At 72.6% G+C, this 15,984-nt stretch carries 15 protein-coding genes; 3 read left to right on the top strand and 12 right to left on the bottom strand.

The genetic code is table 11. The features are described 5' to 3' along the window. Window positions 1-286: 286 nt before the first annotated feature. Window positions 287-466: a hypothetical protein gene (locus tag ABT360_RS21455; protein ID WP_351818693.1), complete on the bottom strand. Its 180-nt coding sequence runs from the start codon at window positions 464-466 to the stop codon at window positions 287-289. A gap of 474 nt (window positions 467-940) precedes the next feature. On the opposite strand from ABT360_RS21455, the gene ABT360_RS21450 reads away from it, so the two are divergent. Continuing rightward, entirely contained in the window at window positions 941-2,125 is a 1,185-nt protein-coding gene (locus tag ABT360_RS21450) for a serine/threonine-protein kinase (protein WP_351818690.1), read from the top strand. Between the two features lie 7 nt (window positions 2,126-2,132). Here the strand turns inward: ABT360_RS21450 and ABT360_RS21445 are convergent, their stop codons facing one another. From ABT360_RS21445 to ABT360_RS21405, 9 genes are all read right to left on the bottom strand, one after another. Then, window positions 2,133-2,951, bottom strand: coding sequence for a TrmH family RNA methyltransferase (locus ABT360_RS21445; protein ID WP_351818687.1), 819 nt, complete (start codon window positions 2,949-2,951; stop codon window positions 2,133-2,135). A gap of 40 nt (window positions 2,952-2,991) precedes the next feature. After that, the gene (gene cobA, locus ABT360_RS21440; RefSeq protein WP_351818684.1) at window positions 2,992-4,224 is read right to left on the bottom strand and encodes a uroporphyrinogen-III C-methyltransferase; all 1,233 of its coding nucleotides are present in this window, start codon (window positions 4,222-4,224) and stop codon (window positions 2,992-2,994) included. Between the two features lie 286 nt (window positions 4,225-4,510). Beyond that, window positions 4,511-7,867 (bottom strand): nicotinate-nucleotide--dimethylbenzimidazole phosphoribosyltransferase, encoded by a 3,357-nt coding sequence (gene cobT / locus ABT360_RS21435; RefSeq protein WP_351818681.1) that lies wholly within the window; start codon window positions 7,865-7,867, stop codon window positions 4,511-4,513. A 305-nt stretch (window positions 7,868-8,172) separates the two neighbouring features. Then, window positions 8,173-9,378 (bottom strand): precorrin-6y C5,15-methyltransferase (decarboxylating) subunit CbiE, encoded by a 1,206-nt coding sequence (gene cbiE, locus ABT360_RS21430; protein ID WP_351818678.1) that lies wholly within the window; start codon window positions 9,376-9,378, stop codon window positions 8,173-8,175. A 61-nt stretch (window positions 9,379-9,439) separates the two neighbouring features. After that, window positions 9,440-10,087, bottom strand: coding sequence for a GNAT family N-acetyltransferase (locus ABT360_RS21425; protein ID WP_351818675.1), 648 nt, complete (start codon window positions 10,085-10,087; stop codon window positions 9,440-9,442). A gap of 211 nt (window positions 10,088-10,298) precedes the next feature. Continuing rightward, on the bottom strand, window positions 10,299-11,162 hold the full coding sequence (locus ABT360_RS21420; protein ID WP_351818672.1) for a MetQ/NlpA family ABC transporter substrate-binding protein: 864 nt from the start codon (window positions 11,160-11,162) through the stop codon (window positions 10,299-10,301). 67 nt (window positions 11,163-11,229) lie between these two features. Then, the gene (locus ABT360_RS21415; protein WP_351818669.1) at window positions 11,230-11,898 is read right to left on the bottom strand and encodes a methionine ABC transporter permease; all 669 of its coding nucleotides are present in this window, start codon (window positions 11,896-11,898) and stop codon (window positions 11,230-11,232) included. Next, window positions 11,895-12,944, bottom strand: coding sequence for a methionine ABC transporter ATP-binding protein (locus ABT360_RS21410; RefSeq protein WP_351818666.1), 1,050 nt, complete (start codon window positions 12,942-12,944; stop codon window positions 11,895-11,897). Before ABT360_RS21410 ends, ABT360_RS21415 begins: the two co-directional genes overlap by 4 nt. Before the next feature lie 360 nt (window positions 12,945-13,304). Further along, window positions 13,305-13,973, bottom strand: a complete 669-nt coding sequence (locus tag ABT360_RS21405; RefSeq protein ID WP_351818708.1) for an HAD family hydrolase — start codon at window positions 13,971-13,973, stop codon at window positions 13,305-13,307. Between the two features lie 73 nt (window positions 13,974-14,046). Between ABT360_RS21405 and ABT360_RS21400 the strand changes: the two genes are divergently transcribed. Both ABT360_RS21400 and ABT360_RS21395 read left to right on the top strand, forming a co-directional pair. Then, a complete protein-coding gene (locus ABT360_RS21400; RefSeq protein ID WP_351818663.1) occupies window positions 14,047-14,406 on the top strand; it encodes a hypothetical protein in 360 nt (119 codons plus the stop codon). A 1-nt stretch (window position 14,407) separates the two neighbouring features. Beyond that, window positions 14,408-14,812 (top strand): hypothetical protein, encoded by a 405-nt coding sequence (locus tag ABT360_RS21395; RefSeq protein WP_351818660.1) that lies wholly within the window; start codon window positions 14,408-14,410, stop codon window positions 14,810-14,812. On the opposite strand, the gene ABT360_RS21390 is transcribed toward ABT360_RS21395, so the two are convergent. Together ABT360_RS21390 and ABT360_RS21385 are read right to left on the bottom strand one after the other, a co-directional pair. Further along, the gene (locus tag ABT360_RS21390) at window positions 14,790-15,272 is read right to left on the bottom strand and encodes a GNAT family N-acetyltransferase (RefSeq protein ID WP_351818657.1); all 483 of its coding nucleotides are present in this window, start codon (window positions 15,270-15,272) and stop codon (window positions 14,790-14,792) included. The genes ABT360_RS21395 and ABT360_RS21390 overlap by 23 nt on opposite strands. A gap of 39 nt (window positions 15,273-15,311) precedes the next feature. Then, window positions 15,312-15,929, bottom strand: a complete 618-nt coding sequence (locus ABT360_RS21385) for an RNA polymerase sigma factor (protein WP_351818654.1) — start codon at window positions 15,927-15,929, stop codon at window positions 15,312-15,314. Window positions 15,930-15,984 lie beyond the last annotated feature (55 nt).

The following is a 15,984-nucleotide window of genomic DNA, read 5'->3' as shown; positions in this document are numbered from 1 at the left end:
CTGCACGGCCCCTTCTCGCCGTCTGCCAAAGACCACCGGCCCGCAGTCGGCGTACGACCGGGGTGTGGCCGTGCAGGGTCGCCCCCGCAGAGGATGGGGGTCTCCCCTGCTCGAGCGAAGCCGAGAGCTTGGGGGAGGCCTGCAGCACCGCGGGCGGGCCGGACATAGCGGTGGCCGGCAGCTCCCCAGCTGCCGGCCACCGCTGCCGTCCGCCGCACCCCCGTCCCCACGGGGCTGTTGGCCGATGTCCCCGATCCGGGCCGCTCTCCCGGACCTGGGGCGCCGCTCAGCGCCCCAGCATCACGCCCACGGACGACGCCTGTGTGACCACTGCGTCCCAGCCGCCGAAGACGACCACCAGAAGCGCGGCCAAGGGGAGAACCATCGCCGTCGCCACCAGCGGGTGACGTCGCCCCGACGTACGACCCTGCGTGCGGATCACCGTTCGCGTTGCCGTGTGCGCCATGGTTCCTCTCCTGTCGTGTTCTCACAGCGGCGGGTGCTGACCTCGGGGGACGAGTGCTGCACCCGCCGCTTGACCTCAACATTAGGGAAGCGGCGGGCCGGGCGCGTCATGCCCGCGTACCCCTTGGCGGGCCTCCCGGAGGATGAGCCGCCACCGGGCGGCGTACTCCCCTGGGTGGAGACGGGGCACCCCCCGTGGGGGTCTTCCCGGAGGGGCCGGGGGGGGCGGGTGACGTCACTCACGTCCACGCCGCCGCTCCGTACCGCCGGTCACCGCTGAGGGCCAACCCCCCTTCGCGCGGCGGGCATTGGGACATGACGCGACCTCACCGCCCGGACCGGCACTGACAATCGATCGGCCCGCGAGGGCGCGGCCTATGAGCGTGCCGGGGCGTGGGTACGTAAGCTGTGCCACGTCAAACGGACACCGGTGCAGCGAGGGTGGGGCCTCCCCCACCGTAGGTAGGGGACGGACATGGCGATGATGCGGCTCCGGCGCGAGGATCCGCGTGTCGTCGGCTCATTCAGGCTTCACCGGCGGCTCGGCGCGGGCGGTATGGGGGTCGTGTACCTCGGGTCCGACCGGCGCGGGCAGCGGGTGGCTCTGAAGGTGATCCGGCCGGATCTCGCCGAGGACCAGGAGTTCAGGTCGCGCTTCGCGCGCGAGGTGTCGGCCGCGCGGCGGATCTGCGGCGGGTGTACGGCACGGCTCGTGGCGGCCGACCTGGAGGCGGACCGGCCCTGGTTCGCCACCCAGTACGTGCCGGGTCCCTCCCTGCACGACAAGGTCGCCGAGGAGGGCCCGTTGTCGGCGGCCGACGTGGCGGCGATCGGCGCGGCGCTCTCCGAGGGGCTGGTGGCCGTCCACGAGGCCGGCGTGGTCCACCGGGACCTGAAGCCGTCGAACATCCTCCTCTCCCCCAAGGGCCCGCGGATCATCGACTTCGGCATCGCCTGGGCGACCGGGGCGTCCACGCTCACCCACGTGGGTACAGCGGTGGGCTCGCCCGGTTTCCTGGCGCCCGAGCAGGTGCGGGGCGCGGCGGTGACCCCGGCCACGGACGTCTTCGCGCTCGGCGCGACCCTGGCGTACGCGGCCACGGCGGACTCGCCGTTCGGGCACGGCAGTTCCGAGGTGATGCTCTACCGGGTGGTGCACGAGGAGCCGCAGCTGCACGGCGTCCCGGACGCGCTGGCGCCGCTGGTGCGGGCCTGTCTCGCCAAGGACCCGGAGGAACGTCCCAGCACCCTGCAACTGTCCATGCGGCTGAAGGAGATCGCCGCCCGCGAGGCGCAGGGGCTGTCGGACGTCCGGTCGTCGGCGGCGCGACCGGCCGCCCGGTCCGTGGACGAGCGGCCCACGGGGCGGTTGACCGAGCGCTACACGGAGCGGACCACCCAGGGGCGGGCCCGGCGCACGCCCGCGCCCGGCCCGCGTGGCGCGCAGGCTCCGCGCGCCTCGTCGCCGCGCAATCCGTCACGCCCGCCGTCCCGGACGGGCGGTGGCCGCACGGCGTCGAGGCCCGGGGTGCGTACGGGAGCGGGCGGTGCCCGCCGGCCCGCGAACCCTCGGCTTCTGCGTCAGCGGCTCTTCGTCTTCGTGGTCGTGACGCTGATCGTGCTGCTGGGGATCGCGGCCGCGCAGGGCCTTCAGGGGTAGTGGCCGGTCAGGACTCCGGGCGGCCGGTGGCCACCGCGTAGAAGGCGACCGCGGCCGCCGCGCCGACGTTCAGCGAGTCCACGCCGTGCGCCATGGGGATGCGTACCCACTCGTCGGCCGCCATCAGTGCCTTGGTGGTGAGGCCGTCGCCCTCGGCGCCCAGCATCAGGGCGACCCGCTCCAGGCGGTGCGGGGCCGCCGCGTCGATGCTCGTGGCCTTTTCGTCGGGCGTGAGTGCGAGCAGTTTGAAGCCCGCCTCCCGTACCGTCTCCAGCCCTCGGGGCCAGGTGTCGAGGCGGGCGTACGGAACGGAGAACACGGCGCCCATCGAGACCTTCACCGACCGGCGGTAGAGGGGGTCGGCGCAGTCCGGCGACAACAGGACCGCGTCCATGCCGAGGGCGGCGGCGCTGCGGAAGATGGCGCCGATGTTGGTGTGGTCGTTGACGCCCTCCATGACGACCACCCGGCGGGCGCCGATGAGCAGTGCGTCCGCCGTGGGCAGCGGCTTGCGCTGCATGGAGGCGAGGGCGCCGCGGTGCACGTGGTAACCGGTGACGCGTTCGGCGAGGTCCGGCGTGACCGCGTACACGGGCGCCGGGACCTCGTCGATGACGTCCCGCATGACGTCGACCCACTTGGCCGACAGCAGCATCGAGCGCATCTCGTACCCGGCCTGCTTGGCGCGCCGGATGACCTTCTCGCCCTCGGCGATGAAGAGGCCTTCGGCGGGCTCGCGCTTGCGGCGCAGTTCGACGTCGGTCAGGCCCGTGTAGTCGCCGAGGCGCGGGTCGTCGGGGTCGTCGATGGTGATGAGATCGGCCACGGGGTGATACTGCCTTGTCCGGTGTGGGGTGCCAACGGGGTTACGTGGTGCTCTTGTGCGGGCCCTCGGCGACGACCGGGCCGATGACGATCACGGCGGGCGGGCGTACGTCCTCCGCCTTGACCCGCTCGGCCACCGTCGCGAGGGTCGCGTCCACGCGCCGCTGGGAGGCCGTCGTGCCCTCCTGGATCAGCGCGAGCGGGGTGTCGGGGGCCTTGCCGTGGGCAACCAGCGCCTCGGCGATCGCGCCGATCTTGTCGACGCCCATCAGGACGACCAGTGTGCCGGTCAGCTTGGCGAGCGAGGCCCAGTCCACGAGCGAGCGCGGGTCGTCGGGCGCGACGTGGCCGCTGACCACGGTGAACTCGTGCGCCACGCCCCGGTGTGTGACCGGGATGCCGGCCGCGCCGGGGACGCTGATCGAGCTGGAGATGCCCGGGACCACCGTGCAGGCGATGCCCGCCTCCGCGAGCGCCTGCGCCTCCTCCATGCCCCGGCCGAACACGAACGGGTCGCCGCCCTTGAGGCGGACGACGGACTTGCCGGCCTTGGCGTGCTCGATGAGCGCGTTGTTGATCGCCTCCTGCGCCATGAACCGGCCGTACGGGATCTTCGCCGCGTCGATCACCTCGACGTGCGGGGGCAGCTCGTCGAGCAGGTCACGCGGGCCGAGACGGTCCGCGATGACCACGTCCGCCTCGGCGAGGAGGCGGCGGCCGCGCACGGTGATCAGGTCCGGGTCGCCGGGACCGCCGCCGACGAGGGCGACGAAGGGGGTACGGGAGCGGTGGTGCGGCGCCGCGATCGAGCCGTCGCGCAGCCCCTCGACGATCGCGTCCCGCACGGCGGCGGAGCGGCGCGGGTCGTGGCCGGTGAGCACGGCGACGGTGACGCCCTCGCTGCGGCCGGTCGCGGGCGTCCACGCCGTGGCGGCCTCGGCGTCGTCGGAGCGTACGCACCAGGTGCGGGTGCGCTCCGCCTCGGCGGACGCGCGGGCGTTGGCCTCCGGGTCGGTGGAGGCGATCAGGGCGTACCAGGCGTCGGCCAGGTCGCCTTCCTCGTACCGGCGCTTGATCCAGGAGATCTCACCGGCTTCCGCCATGGCCTCGACGGACGGCGTCGCGGACGGCGAGACCAGGGTGATGTCGGCGCCGGCCGCGATGAGGGCGGGGAGGCGGCGCTGGGCGACCTGGCCGCCGCCGATGACGACGACGCGGCGCCCGGTCAGGCGCAGTCCGACGGGGTAGGCGGGGTGCTCGGCGTACTCGGCCATGGCGGTGCGGCTCCTCGGCGGGGCGGTGGTGCGGTGTGCGGGGGCCGCTGCGACGGTGAAGCGGCTGGTGGGGCGGGGGTGGCGTGGGGGTGCATGGCGGTGGGGACGCTGCCGACCACGATACGGTGCGCCCGCCGAGCCGGTCGTGGGGCGGTGCGGTGAGGGGGCCGGGGCGCTCTCCCCGGCCGCCCCCTGTGGCCTCAGGGCCGTGCGGGCCCTCCGCGCCGTGGCTCGGGCGGACCGGGGCCTGCCGCGTGGTGTGGGGGCGCGTGGCCCCCACACTCGATTACTTCTCGGTGACGCCCGCCGAGTCGAACGTCGCCACCTCGTGCATCGCGCGCGCCGCGCTCTGGATCACCGGGAGGGCCAGCAGGGCCCCGGTGCCCTCGCCCAGGCGGAGGTCCAGGTCCACCAGGGGGCGGAGGCCCAGCTTGTTGAGGGCCGCCACATGGCCCGGTTCCGCGCTGCGGTGGCCCGCGATGCAGGCCGCCAGCGCCTCGGGGGCGATGGCCCGCGCGACGAGGGCAGCGGCCCCCGCGCTGACGCCGTCGAGGACGACCGGCGTACGCAGCGACGCGCCACCCAGGATGAAGCCGACGAGCGCCGCGTGCTCCAGGCCGCCGATGGCGGCGAGGACGCCGATGGGGTCGGCCGGATCCGGCTGGTGGAGGTCGAGCCCGCGCCGGACGACGTCCACCTTGCGGGCGTGCATCTCGTCGTTGATGCCCGTGCCCCGGCCGGTGACCTCGGCGGCGTCGACGTCCGTGTAGACGCAGATCAGCGCGGCGGACACGGTGGTGTTGGCGATGCCCATCTCTCCGGTCAGCAGCGCCTTGTTGCCCGCGGCGACCAGGTCCCGGGCCGTCTCGATGCCGACCTCCACGGCCGCGAGGACGTCCTCGCGGCTGAGGGCGGGGCCGGTGGTGAAGTCGGCGGTGCCGGGGCGCACCTTGCGCGGCAGGAGGCCGGGCGTGGCGGGCAGGTCGCCGGCGACGCCGACGTCGATGACGCAGACCTCGGCCCCGACCTGGTTGGCGAACGCGTTGCAGACCGCGCCGCCGCCGAGGAAGTTGGCGACCATCTGGGCCGTCACCTCCTGGGGCCAGGCAGTGACGCCCTGGGCGTGCACCCCGTGGTCACCCGCGAAGATCGCGACGGCCGCGGGCTCCGGGATCGGCGGCGGGCACTGCCGGGACAGGCCGGACAGCTGCGCGGAGATGATCTCCAGCATGCCGAGCGCGCCGGCCGGCTTGGTCATCCGCTTCTGCCGCTCCCACGCCTCGCCGAGCGCCTTCGCGTCGAGCGGGCGGATGTTGGAGACGGTCTCCTGGAGCAGGTCGTGGGGCTCCTCGCCGGGCAGGGCGCGGCGGCCGTACGTCTCCTCGTGGACGACCCAGGACAGCGGGCGGCGCTTGGACCAGCCCGCCTGCATCAGCTCCGGCTCCTCCGGGAACTCGTCGACGTAACCGACGCAGAGGTACGCGACCACTTCGAGGTGCTCGGGCAGGCCGAGGGCGCGGACCATCTCGCGCTCGTCGAAGAAGCTGACCCAGCCGACACCGAGGCCCTCGGCGCGGGCGGCGAGCCACAGGTTCTCGACGGCGAGCGCGGACGAGTACGGCGCCATCTGCGGTTGGGTGTGCCGGCCGAGGGTGTGGCGGCCCCCGCGCGTGGGGTCGGCGGTGACGACGATGTTCACCGGGGTGTCGAGGATGGCCTCGATCTTCAGTTCCTTGAACTGCTTGGCCCGGCCCTTCGGCAGCGACTTGGCGTACGCCTCGCGCTGGCGCTGGGCGAGTTCGTGCATCGTGCGCCGGGTCTCGGCGGAGCGGATGACGACGAAGTCCCAGGGCTGCGAGTGGCCGACGGACGGTGCCGTGTGGGCCGCTTCCAGGACCCGGAGGAGGACCTCGTGCGGGATCGGGTCGCTGCGGAAGCCGTTACGGATGTCACGGCGCTCGCGCATGACACGGAGCACGGCCTCGCGCTCGACGTCGTCGTAGGCGGGGGCCGGGGCGCCGTGGTCGGCGGGGCTGTCCGGGCTGTCCGGGCTGTCCGCGGGGTGGTCCTCGAGGCTGTCGGCGGCCGGGGGTTCCTCGGAGGCGTCCGCGTCCAGGACCTCGGGCTGCTGCTCCGGGGCAGGGGCGGGCTCGGCGGTGAGCGCGGGCTCTTCGGCCACGGGCTGCTCGGGGGCGACCGGCTGTTCGGCTGCCACCGGCTGCTCGGCTGTGACGGGCTGCTCGGCCACCGGCTGTTCGGGGGCGACCGGCTGTTCGGCTGCCACCGGCTGCTCGGGGGCGGCTACCGGCTCGGGGGTCATGGGCTCGGGGGCCTCGACCGGCTCGGTCGCGACCGGCTCGGCGGGAACCGGCTGCTCCGCCGTCGGCTCGGGAGCGGTCGCCTCGGCGGCCACGGGCTCGGTCGGCGCCGGCTGCTCGGCGGGCATCGCCTCGGGGGCCACCGGCTCGGCGGGGACCTCGGCCGGCTGGGCGGCGGGCTCCGGGGCGGACTCCACCGGGGCGGGAGAACCGCCGTCGCGGGGGGCCGGGACCGTGACGGCGACGTCCGGGGCGGGTTCCGGGGCCGGCTCCGGACCGGCGGCGAGCGGCTCGGCGGCCTCGGGGGCCGGATCGGCGGCGGGCGCGGGGGCCGGAGGCGTCGGGGCGAGGTGGGGGGCGGTCGGGACGGAGCCCTCGACCGGCACGAACTGCCCGGCCGCCGCGGGCGCCGGGTCCGGAACGACCGTTTCTGCTGAGGCAGGAGGCGGCATCTGAGGCTGCTGGGACTGAGGGGACTGCTGTGGTGCGGGGGACCAGGGTTCCGCGCTCTGCGGCGGCAGCTCGCCGAGCTGCGGGCCGGGCAGCGTCGACACCGGCTCCTCGCGCGGCACGTCCAGGTACTCCAGGCCGCCGGACGTCACGGGACCGGACGCCGCCGGACCGGGGTTCGCGGGGCCGCGGTCGGCGAGCGAGCGGACGACTCCGCCCGAGGCGTCCGGGACCGGGGGTCCCATGTGGAGCGGGCGCCGCGGGGCGGCCGGGGCGGAAACGGCGGCAGAAGCCGGCGCCTGGGCGGGCTCGGGGGCGGCGGGCGCCTGGGCCGGCTCCGGCATCCGTACGCCGGTCAGGTCGACCGACCCGGAGTCACGGCCGCCGGCCTCATGCGCGCCGGCCTCATGGGCGGCGGGCTCATCGACGAGCGGCTCATGGGCCACCGGCTCCTGGGCGGCGGGCTCATGGGCCACCGGCTCGTGGACGACCGGCTCGTACACCGGAGCGGCCGGCTGGTGCATGACCGGCGCGGCCTGCGCGACCGGCTCGTACACGGACTGCTGCGCCTGCGCCTGCTGGGCCTGCTGGGCCTGCTGGGCCTGCTGCTCGGCGATCACCGCCGCGCCCACCGGGTCCACCGAGGCGGGGACCGCCGGGGGCATCGCCATGGGGGCGGGCGCCGGGGCGACGCCGGCGTGCGGCTCGCTCCAGGCTCCCTGCGACCCCGGCATCAGCAGCAGGTCGTCGTCCTCGGCAGCGTTCTCGGAGGGGTCCAGGAAGGTGTACGCGCCCGGAGCGGGGATGCCCGGCTGCTCCACCATGCCTGCGTTCTCCGGCTGCCCCTCGCCCGGGACCTGGCCGGTGTCAGTCATGCGTACCCCTCGCCCATCGGTTGTGCTCCTTCAGACCGTCGCCCGCCAACAAGAACGAGCGTGCGCGCCGCGCGGCACGAACGGCACGCGGACATGACGTATTGTCGCGGCCTTCTGCCGCCGTGGCAGCGGGATCCGCCGCCGTCGGCTGTGGACTGCGCCACGTTGCGCAACCCCCCGGTAACGCCATACCACACAGAGGCCCGAAGAGGTCCCTCTTTTCCGGACATTGACGAACCAATCGTCGAACGCCCGGCCGCCGTACAACGATCGGCCAGCCTACCTGCCGTCCCGTAGTGACATGGTCACGGGGAGGGTGCCGGACGGTGCCCGGACAGCAGGAAGACGACCGATCGGTCGCGTTCCGTCCAGGCGCCGGGGTCGAGTTCGACGGACTGGAGGAGCTCGCACTCGACCGCGTATCCGCCGTCCGCCAGCGCCGCGCCGACCGCCTCCGCCCCGTCCCGGGTGGTGGCGTGGGCGACGATCCGCTCGGGGCGGCGGTCCGCGCAGGCGGTGACGACGGCCGCTCCCCCGCCCCCGACGCGTACGACGTCGGGCTCGGGCAGCCGCTCCAGCACATGCGGCGCGCGTCCCGCCACGGTCTGGATCTGGACGCCGAAGCGGCGGGCGGCGGCCTCGGTACGGGCGCAGGCGGCCGGGTCCTCGTCGACCGCGATCACGGCCGCGCCGAAGCGGGCGGCCTCCACGGCCAGCGCTCCGGCCCCGCAGCCGATGTCCCAGACGAGGTCGCCGGTACGCGGTCCGAGGCAGGCGAGCTGCGCGGAGCGGAGGCCGGCCGACTCGCCGGTGCGGAGGTCGCCGCCGTACGCGGGCGAGGGCAGCCCCCAGCCGCGTACCGCTCCCGGGTCCCGGCCCATCAGCCATCCGCCGCCCTGCGCGGCCGCGGCGCCGCCGATGACGATGACGACGTTGGGGTCGCGCCAGGCGTGGTCGGCGACCTTGTCGGAGGTGAGGACGGTGACCTGCTCGCGCTCGGTGCCGAGTTCCTCGCAGATGACGAAGGTGCGGTGGACCCCGTCGAGGAGGAGGGCGAGTTCGGCGGGCCCGGCGCCCGGGGAGGTGAGCACGGCGACCTTCGGATGGGCACGGCACACATTGACGGCGCGGCGCAGCGTACGGCTGTGGGCGACGACGATGTGGGCGTCGTCCCAGGGCATGCCCGCGCGGGCGAAGGCGGCGGCGACGGAGGAGACGGCGGGCACCACTTCTACCTCCAGGCCGTACTGGGGTGCGCGCAGGGTGCGGACGACGCCGAAGAAACCCGGGTCGCCGTCGGCGAGGACGACGGCGGTGCCGCGGTGGCCGGCGATGCGGCGGGCGGCGAGGTCCACACTGCCGAGGCGGATCCGTTCGGCGGCGGGCGGGATCTCCGGGAGCCCCAGGTGGTGGCCGGCTCCGGCCACCAGGGTGGCGGCCGAGAGGGCGGACCTGGCGGCCGCGGTGAGGGGCGAACCGTCCCAGCCGATCACCGTGACCCGGTCGGCCATCTTCGTCTGTCTCCTGGAATGTCGTGGAGGTCGGGCGGAGTGCTGGTGAGCGTACCGGGTGTCAGTTCCAGTCGGTGAACGAGGAGTATCCGGAGTCGGCGAGTTGGTCGGCGGAGCCTTCGAGGTCCTCGGGGAGCAGGCTCCAGACGATCAGGTCGGTCCTGATGTCGGTCCAGCCGCCGTCCTCCGTCTGGGTGCGCGCTATCCAGGCGTTGCGCAGGACGCCCTCGCTGATGCAGCCGATCTTCTGGGCGACCTGCTGGGAGGCGGTGTTGTCGGCGGCGGTGCGCAGTTCCAGGCGCTCGAAGCGCTGGTCGCGGAAGAGCCACTGGGCGACGGCGAGGACGGATTCGGTGGCGTATCCCTCGCCGCGGGCCCAGGGGGCGGTGACGTAGGCGATTTCGGTCGCGCGCGTGCGCCAGTTGGTGTTCTGGAGATGGACGATGCCGACGAGGCGCTGGGTGAGGAACTCGGTGACGGCGAGGACGACGCCGCGGCCCTCCGCACGTTCCGCAGGAGCGATCCTGCGCACCCACTCCTCTGCGTGGGCCGTGGTGTACGGGTGGGGTACGGAGGTCCAGGCGACGACCATCTCGTCGTTCATCATCTCGATGTGCGCGGGGATGTCCGACTCCTCGAAGTGGCGCAGCACCAACCGTTCCGTGCTGATGGAGATGTCCGGAAAGGTGGTAGTCATGCGCAGCTCCATGCCGAAGACCGTCCGTAAAGGCCGTAAAGGCCGTGAAGGCACAGCATGCAGCATGCAGCCGGTTGTGCGCATGGCCGGGTCGGTACGGATCCGTCGATACGGATACGTCGATACGTCGATGCGTCGATGCGTCGATGCGTCGATGCGTCGACATGGCAGAGGCCCCGCGCACCGGACGGGGTGCGCGGGGCCTGGACCTGGGAGCCGAGGGCTACTTGACCGCTCCGAAGGCGGGGACGATGGAGCCGTCCTTGTAGGTGTCCTCGATGTACTTCTTCACCTCGGGCGAGTTGAGGAGCTCGGCGAGCTTCCGCACACGGGCGTCCTTCTCGTTGCCCTTCTTGACGGCGAGGAAGTTGGCGTACGGGTTGCCTTCGGCCTTCTCCAGCGCCAGGGCGTCCTTGGCCGGGCTGAGCTCGGCCTCGATGGCGTAGTTGCCGTTGATGACGGCGGCGTCGACGTCGTTCAGGGCGCGGGGCACGGTGGCGGCCTCCAGCTCCTTGAACTCCAGGCCCTTCTTGTCCTTGATGTCGGACAGCTTGCCGTTGGCCCCGACACCGTCCTTGAGGGTGATGACGCCGTTGTCGGCGAGCAGCTTGAGGGCGCGGCCGCCGTTGGTGGTGTCGTTGGGGACGGCGACCGTCTGGCCGGGCTTGAGGTCCTTGAGGGACTTCAGCTTCTTGGAGTAGAGGCCGAGGGGCTCGAGGTGGACGTTGACGACCGGAACGACGGTGGTGTTGTTCTTCTTGTTGAAGTCGTCCAGGTACGGCTTGTGCTGGAAGTAGTTGGCGTCGACCTGGCCGCTCTCGGTGGCGGTGTTCGGCAGGACGTAGTCCGTGAACTCCTTCACCTCCAGCTTGAGGCCGGCCTTCTCGGCGAGGTTGTCCTTGACGAAGGTCAGGATGTCGGCGTGCGGCGTGGGGGACGCGGCGACGACGAGCGGCGAGGACGCGTCGGCCTTGCCGGAGCCGCCCTTGGAGGAGGACGGGTCGGAGGCCGTGCCGCAGGCGGTGAGGCCGAGGGCGAGCGCGGTGATGCCGGCGAAGGCCGTGGTGATCTTGATGTTCTTACGCACGAAAAGTGCCTCTTTCTGGTGGTGCGGACAACGCCCGGACAAGGAGTGCGGGCTGTTCAGGGGGAAGTCAGGCGGTGCGGCCTCGGCGGGCGAGGAGGCGTACGGCGAGGTCGCCGATGAGCTGGATGATCGTGACGATGACGATCAGCAGCACCACGGTGATGAGCATGAAGTTGGTCTCGAACCGCTGGTAGCCATAGGTGATGACCTTGGAGCCGAGTCCCTCGCCGCCGACCGCGCCGGCCAGCGCCGAGTAGCTGATCAGGGTGATCACGGTGGTGGTGAGGGCGGCCACCAGGGACGGCAGCGCCTGCGGGAGCAGCACCTTCCACACGATCGTCGGGATGCCACCGCCCATGGACTGGACGGCTTCGACGAGCCCGTGGTCGACCTCGCGGATCGCCGTCTCGACGAGGCGCGCGAAGAACGGGATGGCTCCGATGGAGAGCGGCACGATCATTGCGGTGGGGCCGATGAAGGTGCCGACCACGAGCGTGGTGACCGGGATCAGGGCCACCAGCAGGATGATGAACGGCAGCGAGCGGCCGATGTTCACGATCACGCCGATGACCTTGTTCACCGGTCGGTTCTGCAGCAGCCCGCCCTTGTCGGTCAGGACGAGGAGAACACCCAGCGGCAGGCCGCCGATGACGGTGACCACGGTGGACCACAGCACCATGTAGAGCGTGTCGATGGTGCCCTGCTCCAGCAGGGGCCGCATCTCTTCCCAGGTCACTTCGCGATCTCCTTGACCAGGCCCTGCGCGGGCACGTTGCGTTCCTCGTCGATGACCTCGACCTGGAGGCCCTGCTCGCGCAGGAAGCCGACGGGGACGACGTTCTCCTCGTACCGGCCGGGCAGTTCGATGCGCATACGGCCGATCTGCCTGCCGCCGACGGTGTCCATGGCCGCGCCGAGGATCGAGATGTCGACGTTGTACGTGCGGGAGAGCTGGGAGATCACCGGCTGGGTGGCGGCCTCGCCGTGGAACGTGACGTCGATGACCGTCCGGTCGGTGCCGGAGGCCTCGCCGGTCACCGGGAACAGTTCACGGGCCAGCTCGGAGCCGGGGGTGGCGAGCAGTTCGGCGACGGTGCCGGACTCGACGACGCGGCCCTTCTTCATCAGGGCGGCGGAGTCGCAGATCTGCTTGACGACGTCCATCTCGTGGGTGATGAGCAGGACGGTCAGGCCGAGCTGCCGGTTGAGGTCGCGCAGCAGCTGGAGGATGGAGCGGGTGGTCTCGGGGTCCAGCGCGCTGGTGGCCTCGTCGGAGAGCAGCACCTTGGGGTTGCCGGCCAGCGCCCGGGCGATGCCGACGCGCTGCTTCTGGCCGCCGGAGAGCTGGCCCGGGTAGGCCTTGGCCTTGTCGGCCAGGCCGACGAGGTCGAGGAGTTCGAGGGCGCGGCGGGAGCGGTCGGCGCCGGGGACGCCGAGGATCTCCAGGGGCAGCTCGATGTTGTCCTGGACGGTGCGTGAGGACAGCAGGTTGAAGTGCTGGAAGACCATGCCGATGCGGCTGCGCGCCCGGCGCAGGTCCTTGCCCGCCCGGCGGCCACGGCCCGCGAGCGCGGTGAGGTCGGTGCCGTCGACCGTCACGGTGCCGGAGGTGGGGCGCTCCAGGAGGTTGACGCAGCGGATGAGCGAGGACTTGCCGGCGCCGCTCTGTCCGATGACGCCGAAGACCTCGCCTTCGCGGACATGCAGGTCGACGCCGTCCAGAGCGGTGACCTGGCGGCCTCGCGACTCGTAGACCTTGGTCAGGCCCTTGGTGGTGATCACAGGGGTTTCCGTCACTGTCGAGTGCACGGCGCGGTGTCCGCCGGGCACGGGGCATTCGTCGTTCCGACGCGCGGCACGGCTGTTCGGCGGGTGGCCGGGGGTGGCACGTGCGCGGGCGGCGTGATCCGTCGGCTTGGGAACGCGTACGGAACACGGCGTGGCTGTCGGGTCTCGCTTCGGGGCGCGAGGCTCAGGCAGGGGCCCTCAGAAGGCGCACATTCGACACATACAACGAGCACCGGGCGTCGTCATCGCCTCGGTCGCAAGGGTGCGGGAGCTCGTCGTGGTCATGCGGGTCAGTAAACCAGACACTTCTTCCGGGCTCGGGCGGCTGTCCGAATAGCGGACGGCCGTTGTGCATCATGCGGACTGCCGGACCCCCGCGGTGATGGCCACTCCATCCGCTGTGGCCTGCGCGGTCACCTCGGAGAGGTCGGTGACCACGACATCGGCCACGAGCTCGCCCCGGTCGTGCGTTGTGGCCAAGGCCACGGTCGTCATACCGGCCGCCCGGCCGGCCGTCAGCCCGGCGGGGGCGTCCTCGAAGACCACGCAGCGCGCCGGGTCGACGCCGAGCCTCGCGGCGGCGAGCAGGTAGGGCTCGGGGTCGGGCTTGCCGCGCGTGATGTCGTCGGCGGCGATCACGACCGGGGCGTCGATCCCGGCCTCCCGCAGCCGCGCCTCGGCGAGCGGCCTGGTCGCGGAGGTGACGACCGCCCAGCGGCCCTCCGGGAGTGAGGAGAGCAGCTCCTTGGTGCCGGGCAGCAGCTCCACGCCTCCCGGTACGTCCTCGACCTCGAGCTGCTCGATACGGGCCAGGGCCTGGGGTATCCCGGCGGCCCGGTCGCCGGTCAGCAGCTCGGCGATGATCTCGACGGCGGGGCGGCCGTGCAGTTCGACGCGGGCGAAGTCCTCCGCCGCGATGCCGTACTCCGAGGCCCACCGGGTCCAGCAGCGGTCGACGGACTCCAGGGAGGAGACGAGGGTTCCGTCGTTGTCGAACAGGAGGGCTTCGGCGTGGATCTTCATGGTCATGGAGCCTACGTTTCCGCTACCGGGGGCGGTCGCACCGGGTCTTTTGGCCCGTAATAGTCTCGGGCGCATGCTTGTCGCCCTGACGGTCGCGGTTTCCGTGGCCGCGCTCGCCCTCGCCGCCTGGTGCGGCTTCGCCGCATACCGGGACCAGCCGACGAAGGACTGGCACTTCATCGGCATGGCCGTGGTGACGGTCCTGGCCCTGGTGCAGCTGGTGGTCGGGATCGTGCAGCTGGCACGGGGTGAGAAGGCCGACGAAGGTACGGCGATCTTCGTCGCGTATCTGATCGGCGCGCTGTGCGCGGTCCCGGCGGCGGGCTTCATGTCGCTGGCGGAGCGCAGCCGCTGGGGGTCGGCGACCGTCGCGGCCGGTGCGGTGGTGCTGGCGGTGCTGGAAGTCCGCCTCCATGACATCTGGAACGGCTGAGATGGCAGGGCGCGGTCTGGCCCAGGGGCCCGGCATGCTGCTGGTGTGGCTGTACGGGGTGATGTCGGTCGGCGCGGTGTCGCGGTCGGTGCTGCAGATCGCCACCGAGTTCGGCCGGGCGCCGCTCGCGTACACGCTGTCGGCCCTCGCGGCCGTGGTGTACGTGTTCATCACCTACACGCTGGTGCGGGGCGGCGAGACGGCCCGCAAGGCGGCACTCGTGTGCTGCGCCGCCGAGCTGGTGGGCGTCATGACCGTGGGTACCTGGACGCTGGCCGATCCCGGCGCCTTCCCGGACGCCACGGTCTGGTCCGACTACGGATACGGATACATCTTCATCCCGGTGCTGCTGCCGGTGACCGGGATCCTGTGGCTGCGGAAGGCTAAGCGGCCTTCTCCAGCGTGACCAGGGTCAGGCGCGGCCCCACTTCGCGGGTGGCGACGGTCTCGTACCCCTTCTTGCGGTAGAGGCGCAGATTGCCCTCGCTGCGGTGGCCGGTGAAGAGCTGGAAGCGCTTGGCGGCGGGGGCCGGGTCGGTGGCGAAGTGTTCCTCGATGGCGTCGAGGAGGCGGCCGCCGAGTCCGTGGCGGCGCAGCCGCGGGTGGACGATGAGCTTGTCGATCCTGGCGGTGCCGGTGTCGTCGAGCTGTCCGCGTACGGAGGCGATGATCTCGTCGCCGAGCCGGGCGACGAGGGCGTGGCCGCGGTCGAGCTCGGCCTTCAGGTCGTCGAGTGACTGGGTGAGGGGTTCGATGCCGTAGTCGCCATAGAGCTCGGCCTCGCTCTGGTAGCACAGGTATTGCAGCTTGAGGATCTGTTCGGCGTCCTGCGCGCTTGCCGCTGAGATGGTCACGCTCATGCCCATGTATGCATGCCTCCGGCTCACCTGGTCCGCCCTGGGGGTCTACCGCTCCTTTCCCCGATGTTCAGGAACGGCAACCTCTGCAGTGAGCATTCTGCGCAGGCATCCCAGGCAACGGGAACGCATCGGCCCCAAACTGCCTTGTGAGATACCCAACTCTCCTGCGATTTCTCGGTAGGTGGGGTCGGTGGGCGACAACATCGCAGTCAGCAGGCGACGGCAGTGGACGGGCGTGCGGGCGACGGCGGTACGCAGCGCCCGGCGCCGTTCGGCGACCAGCGCGGCCTGCTCCGGCTCCACGTCCGACACGGGCTCGTCGCCGCTGTAGGGGAGTTCGCGCACGACGGTCCGCCGGGCGCGGCGGGCCTCGTCCCGGACGGCCCTGCGCAGCCAGTCGGCGGGCCGGCGGGGCACACCCGGGCCGCCGTCGAGACGCTCCAGGAGCCTGAGCCATACGGCTTGTTCGAGGTCGCCCGGCTCCACACCGGCGGCCGCGGCCTCCGCCTCCGACTCGGCGGCGAGCAGTGCGGTGAGGGCGCCGACGAGTTCGGGGAGGAGGGTGGCTGGGGTTGCGGTCGCTTCGGAGGTGGCCTGTTCGGGGCGGCGGGGGTGTGCGGTCTGTGCGGTCTGTGCGGGGCGGGACTCTTCGGGGGGTGTCATGCCGCCCACGACACGAACGGGCCCTCCCCCGGTTGCCGTTCCCGCCCGAAACCGC

The sequence above is a fragment of the Streptomyces sp. NPDC000229 genome (genome assembly GCF_040300825.1).
GTDB lineage: Bacteria > Actinomycetota > Actinomycetes > Streptomycetales > Streptomycetaceae > Streptomyces.
Note: the sequence above shows the minus strand (reverse complement) of the source record. Positions and strands in the feature narration are given on the sequence as shown.

Coding starts and splice junctions, on each gene's coding strand:
- ABT360_RS21400 (WP_351818663.1), top strand. CDS start 14,047: ATGCTTGTCGCCCTGACGGTCGCGGTTTCCGTGGCCGCGCTCGCCCTC.
- ABT360_RS21390 (WP_351818657.1), bottom strand. CDS start 15,272: ATGGGCATGAGCGTGACCATCTCAGCGGCAAGCGCGCAGGACGCCGAA.
- ABT360_RS21395 (WP_351818660.1), top strand. CDS start 14,408: ATGGCAGGGCGCGGTCTGGCCCAGGGGCCCGGCATGCTGCTGGTGTGG.
- cbiE (WP_351818678.1), bottom strand. CDS start 9,378: ATGGCCGACCGGGTCACGGTGATCGGCTGGGACGGTTCGCCCCTCACC.
- cobT (WP_351818681.1), bottom strand. CDS start 7,867: ATGACTGACACCGGCCAGGTCCCGGGCGAGGGGCAGCCGGAGAACGCA.
- ABT360_RS21405 (WP_351818708.1), bottom strand. CDS start 13,973: ATGAAGATCCACGCCGAAGCCCTCCTGTTCGACAACGACGGAACCCTC.
- ABT360_RS21385 (WP_351818654.1), bottom strand. CDS start 15,929: ATGACACCCCCCGAAGAGTCCCGCCCCGCACAGACCGCACAGACCGCA.
- ABT360_RS21455 (WP_351818693.1), bottom strand. CDS start 466: ATGGCGCACACGGCAACGCGAACGGTGATCCGCACGCAGGGTCGTACG.
- ABT360_RS21425 (WP_351818675.1), bottom strand. CDS start 10,087: ATGGAGCTGCGCATGACTACCACCTTTCCGGACATCTCCATCAGCACG.
- ABT360_RS21450 (WP_351818690.1), top strand. CDS start 941: ATGGCGATGATGCGGCTCCGGCGCGAGGATCCGCGTGTCGTCGGCTCA.
- cobA (WP_351818684.1), bottom strand. CDS start 4,224: ATGGCCGAGTACGCCGAGCACCCCGCCTACCCCGTCGGACTGCGCCTG.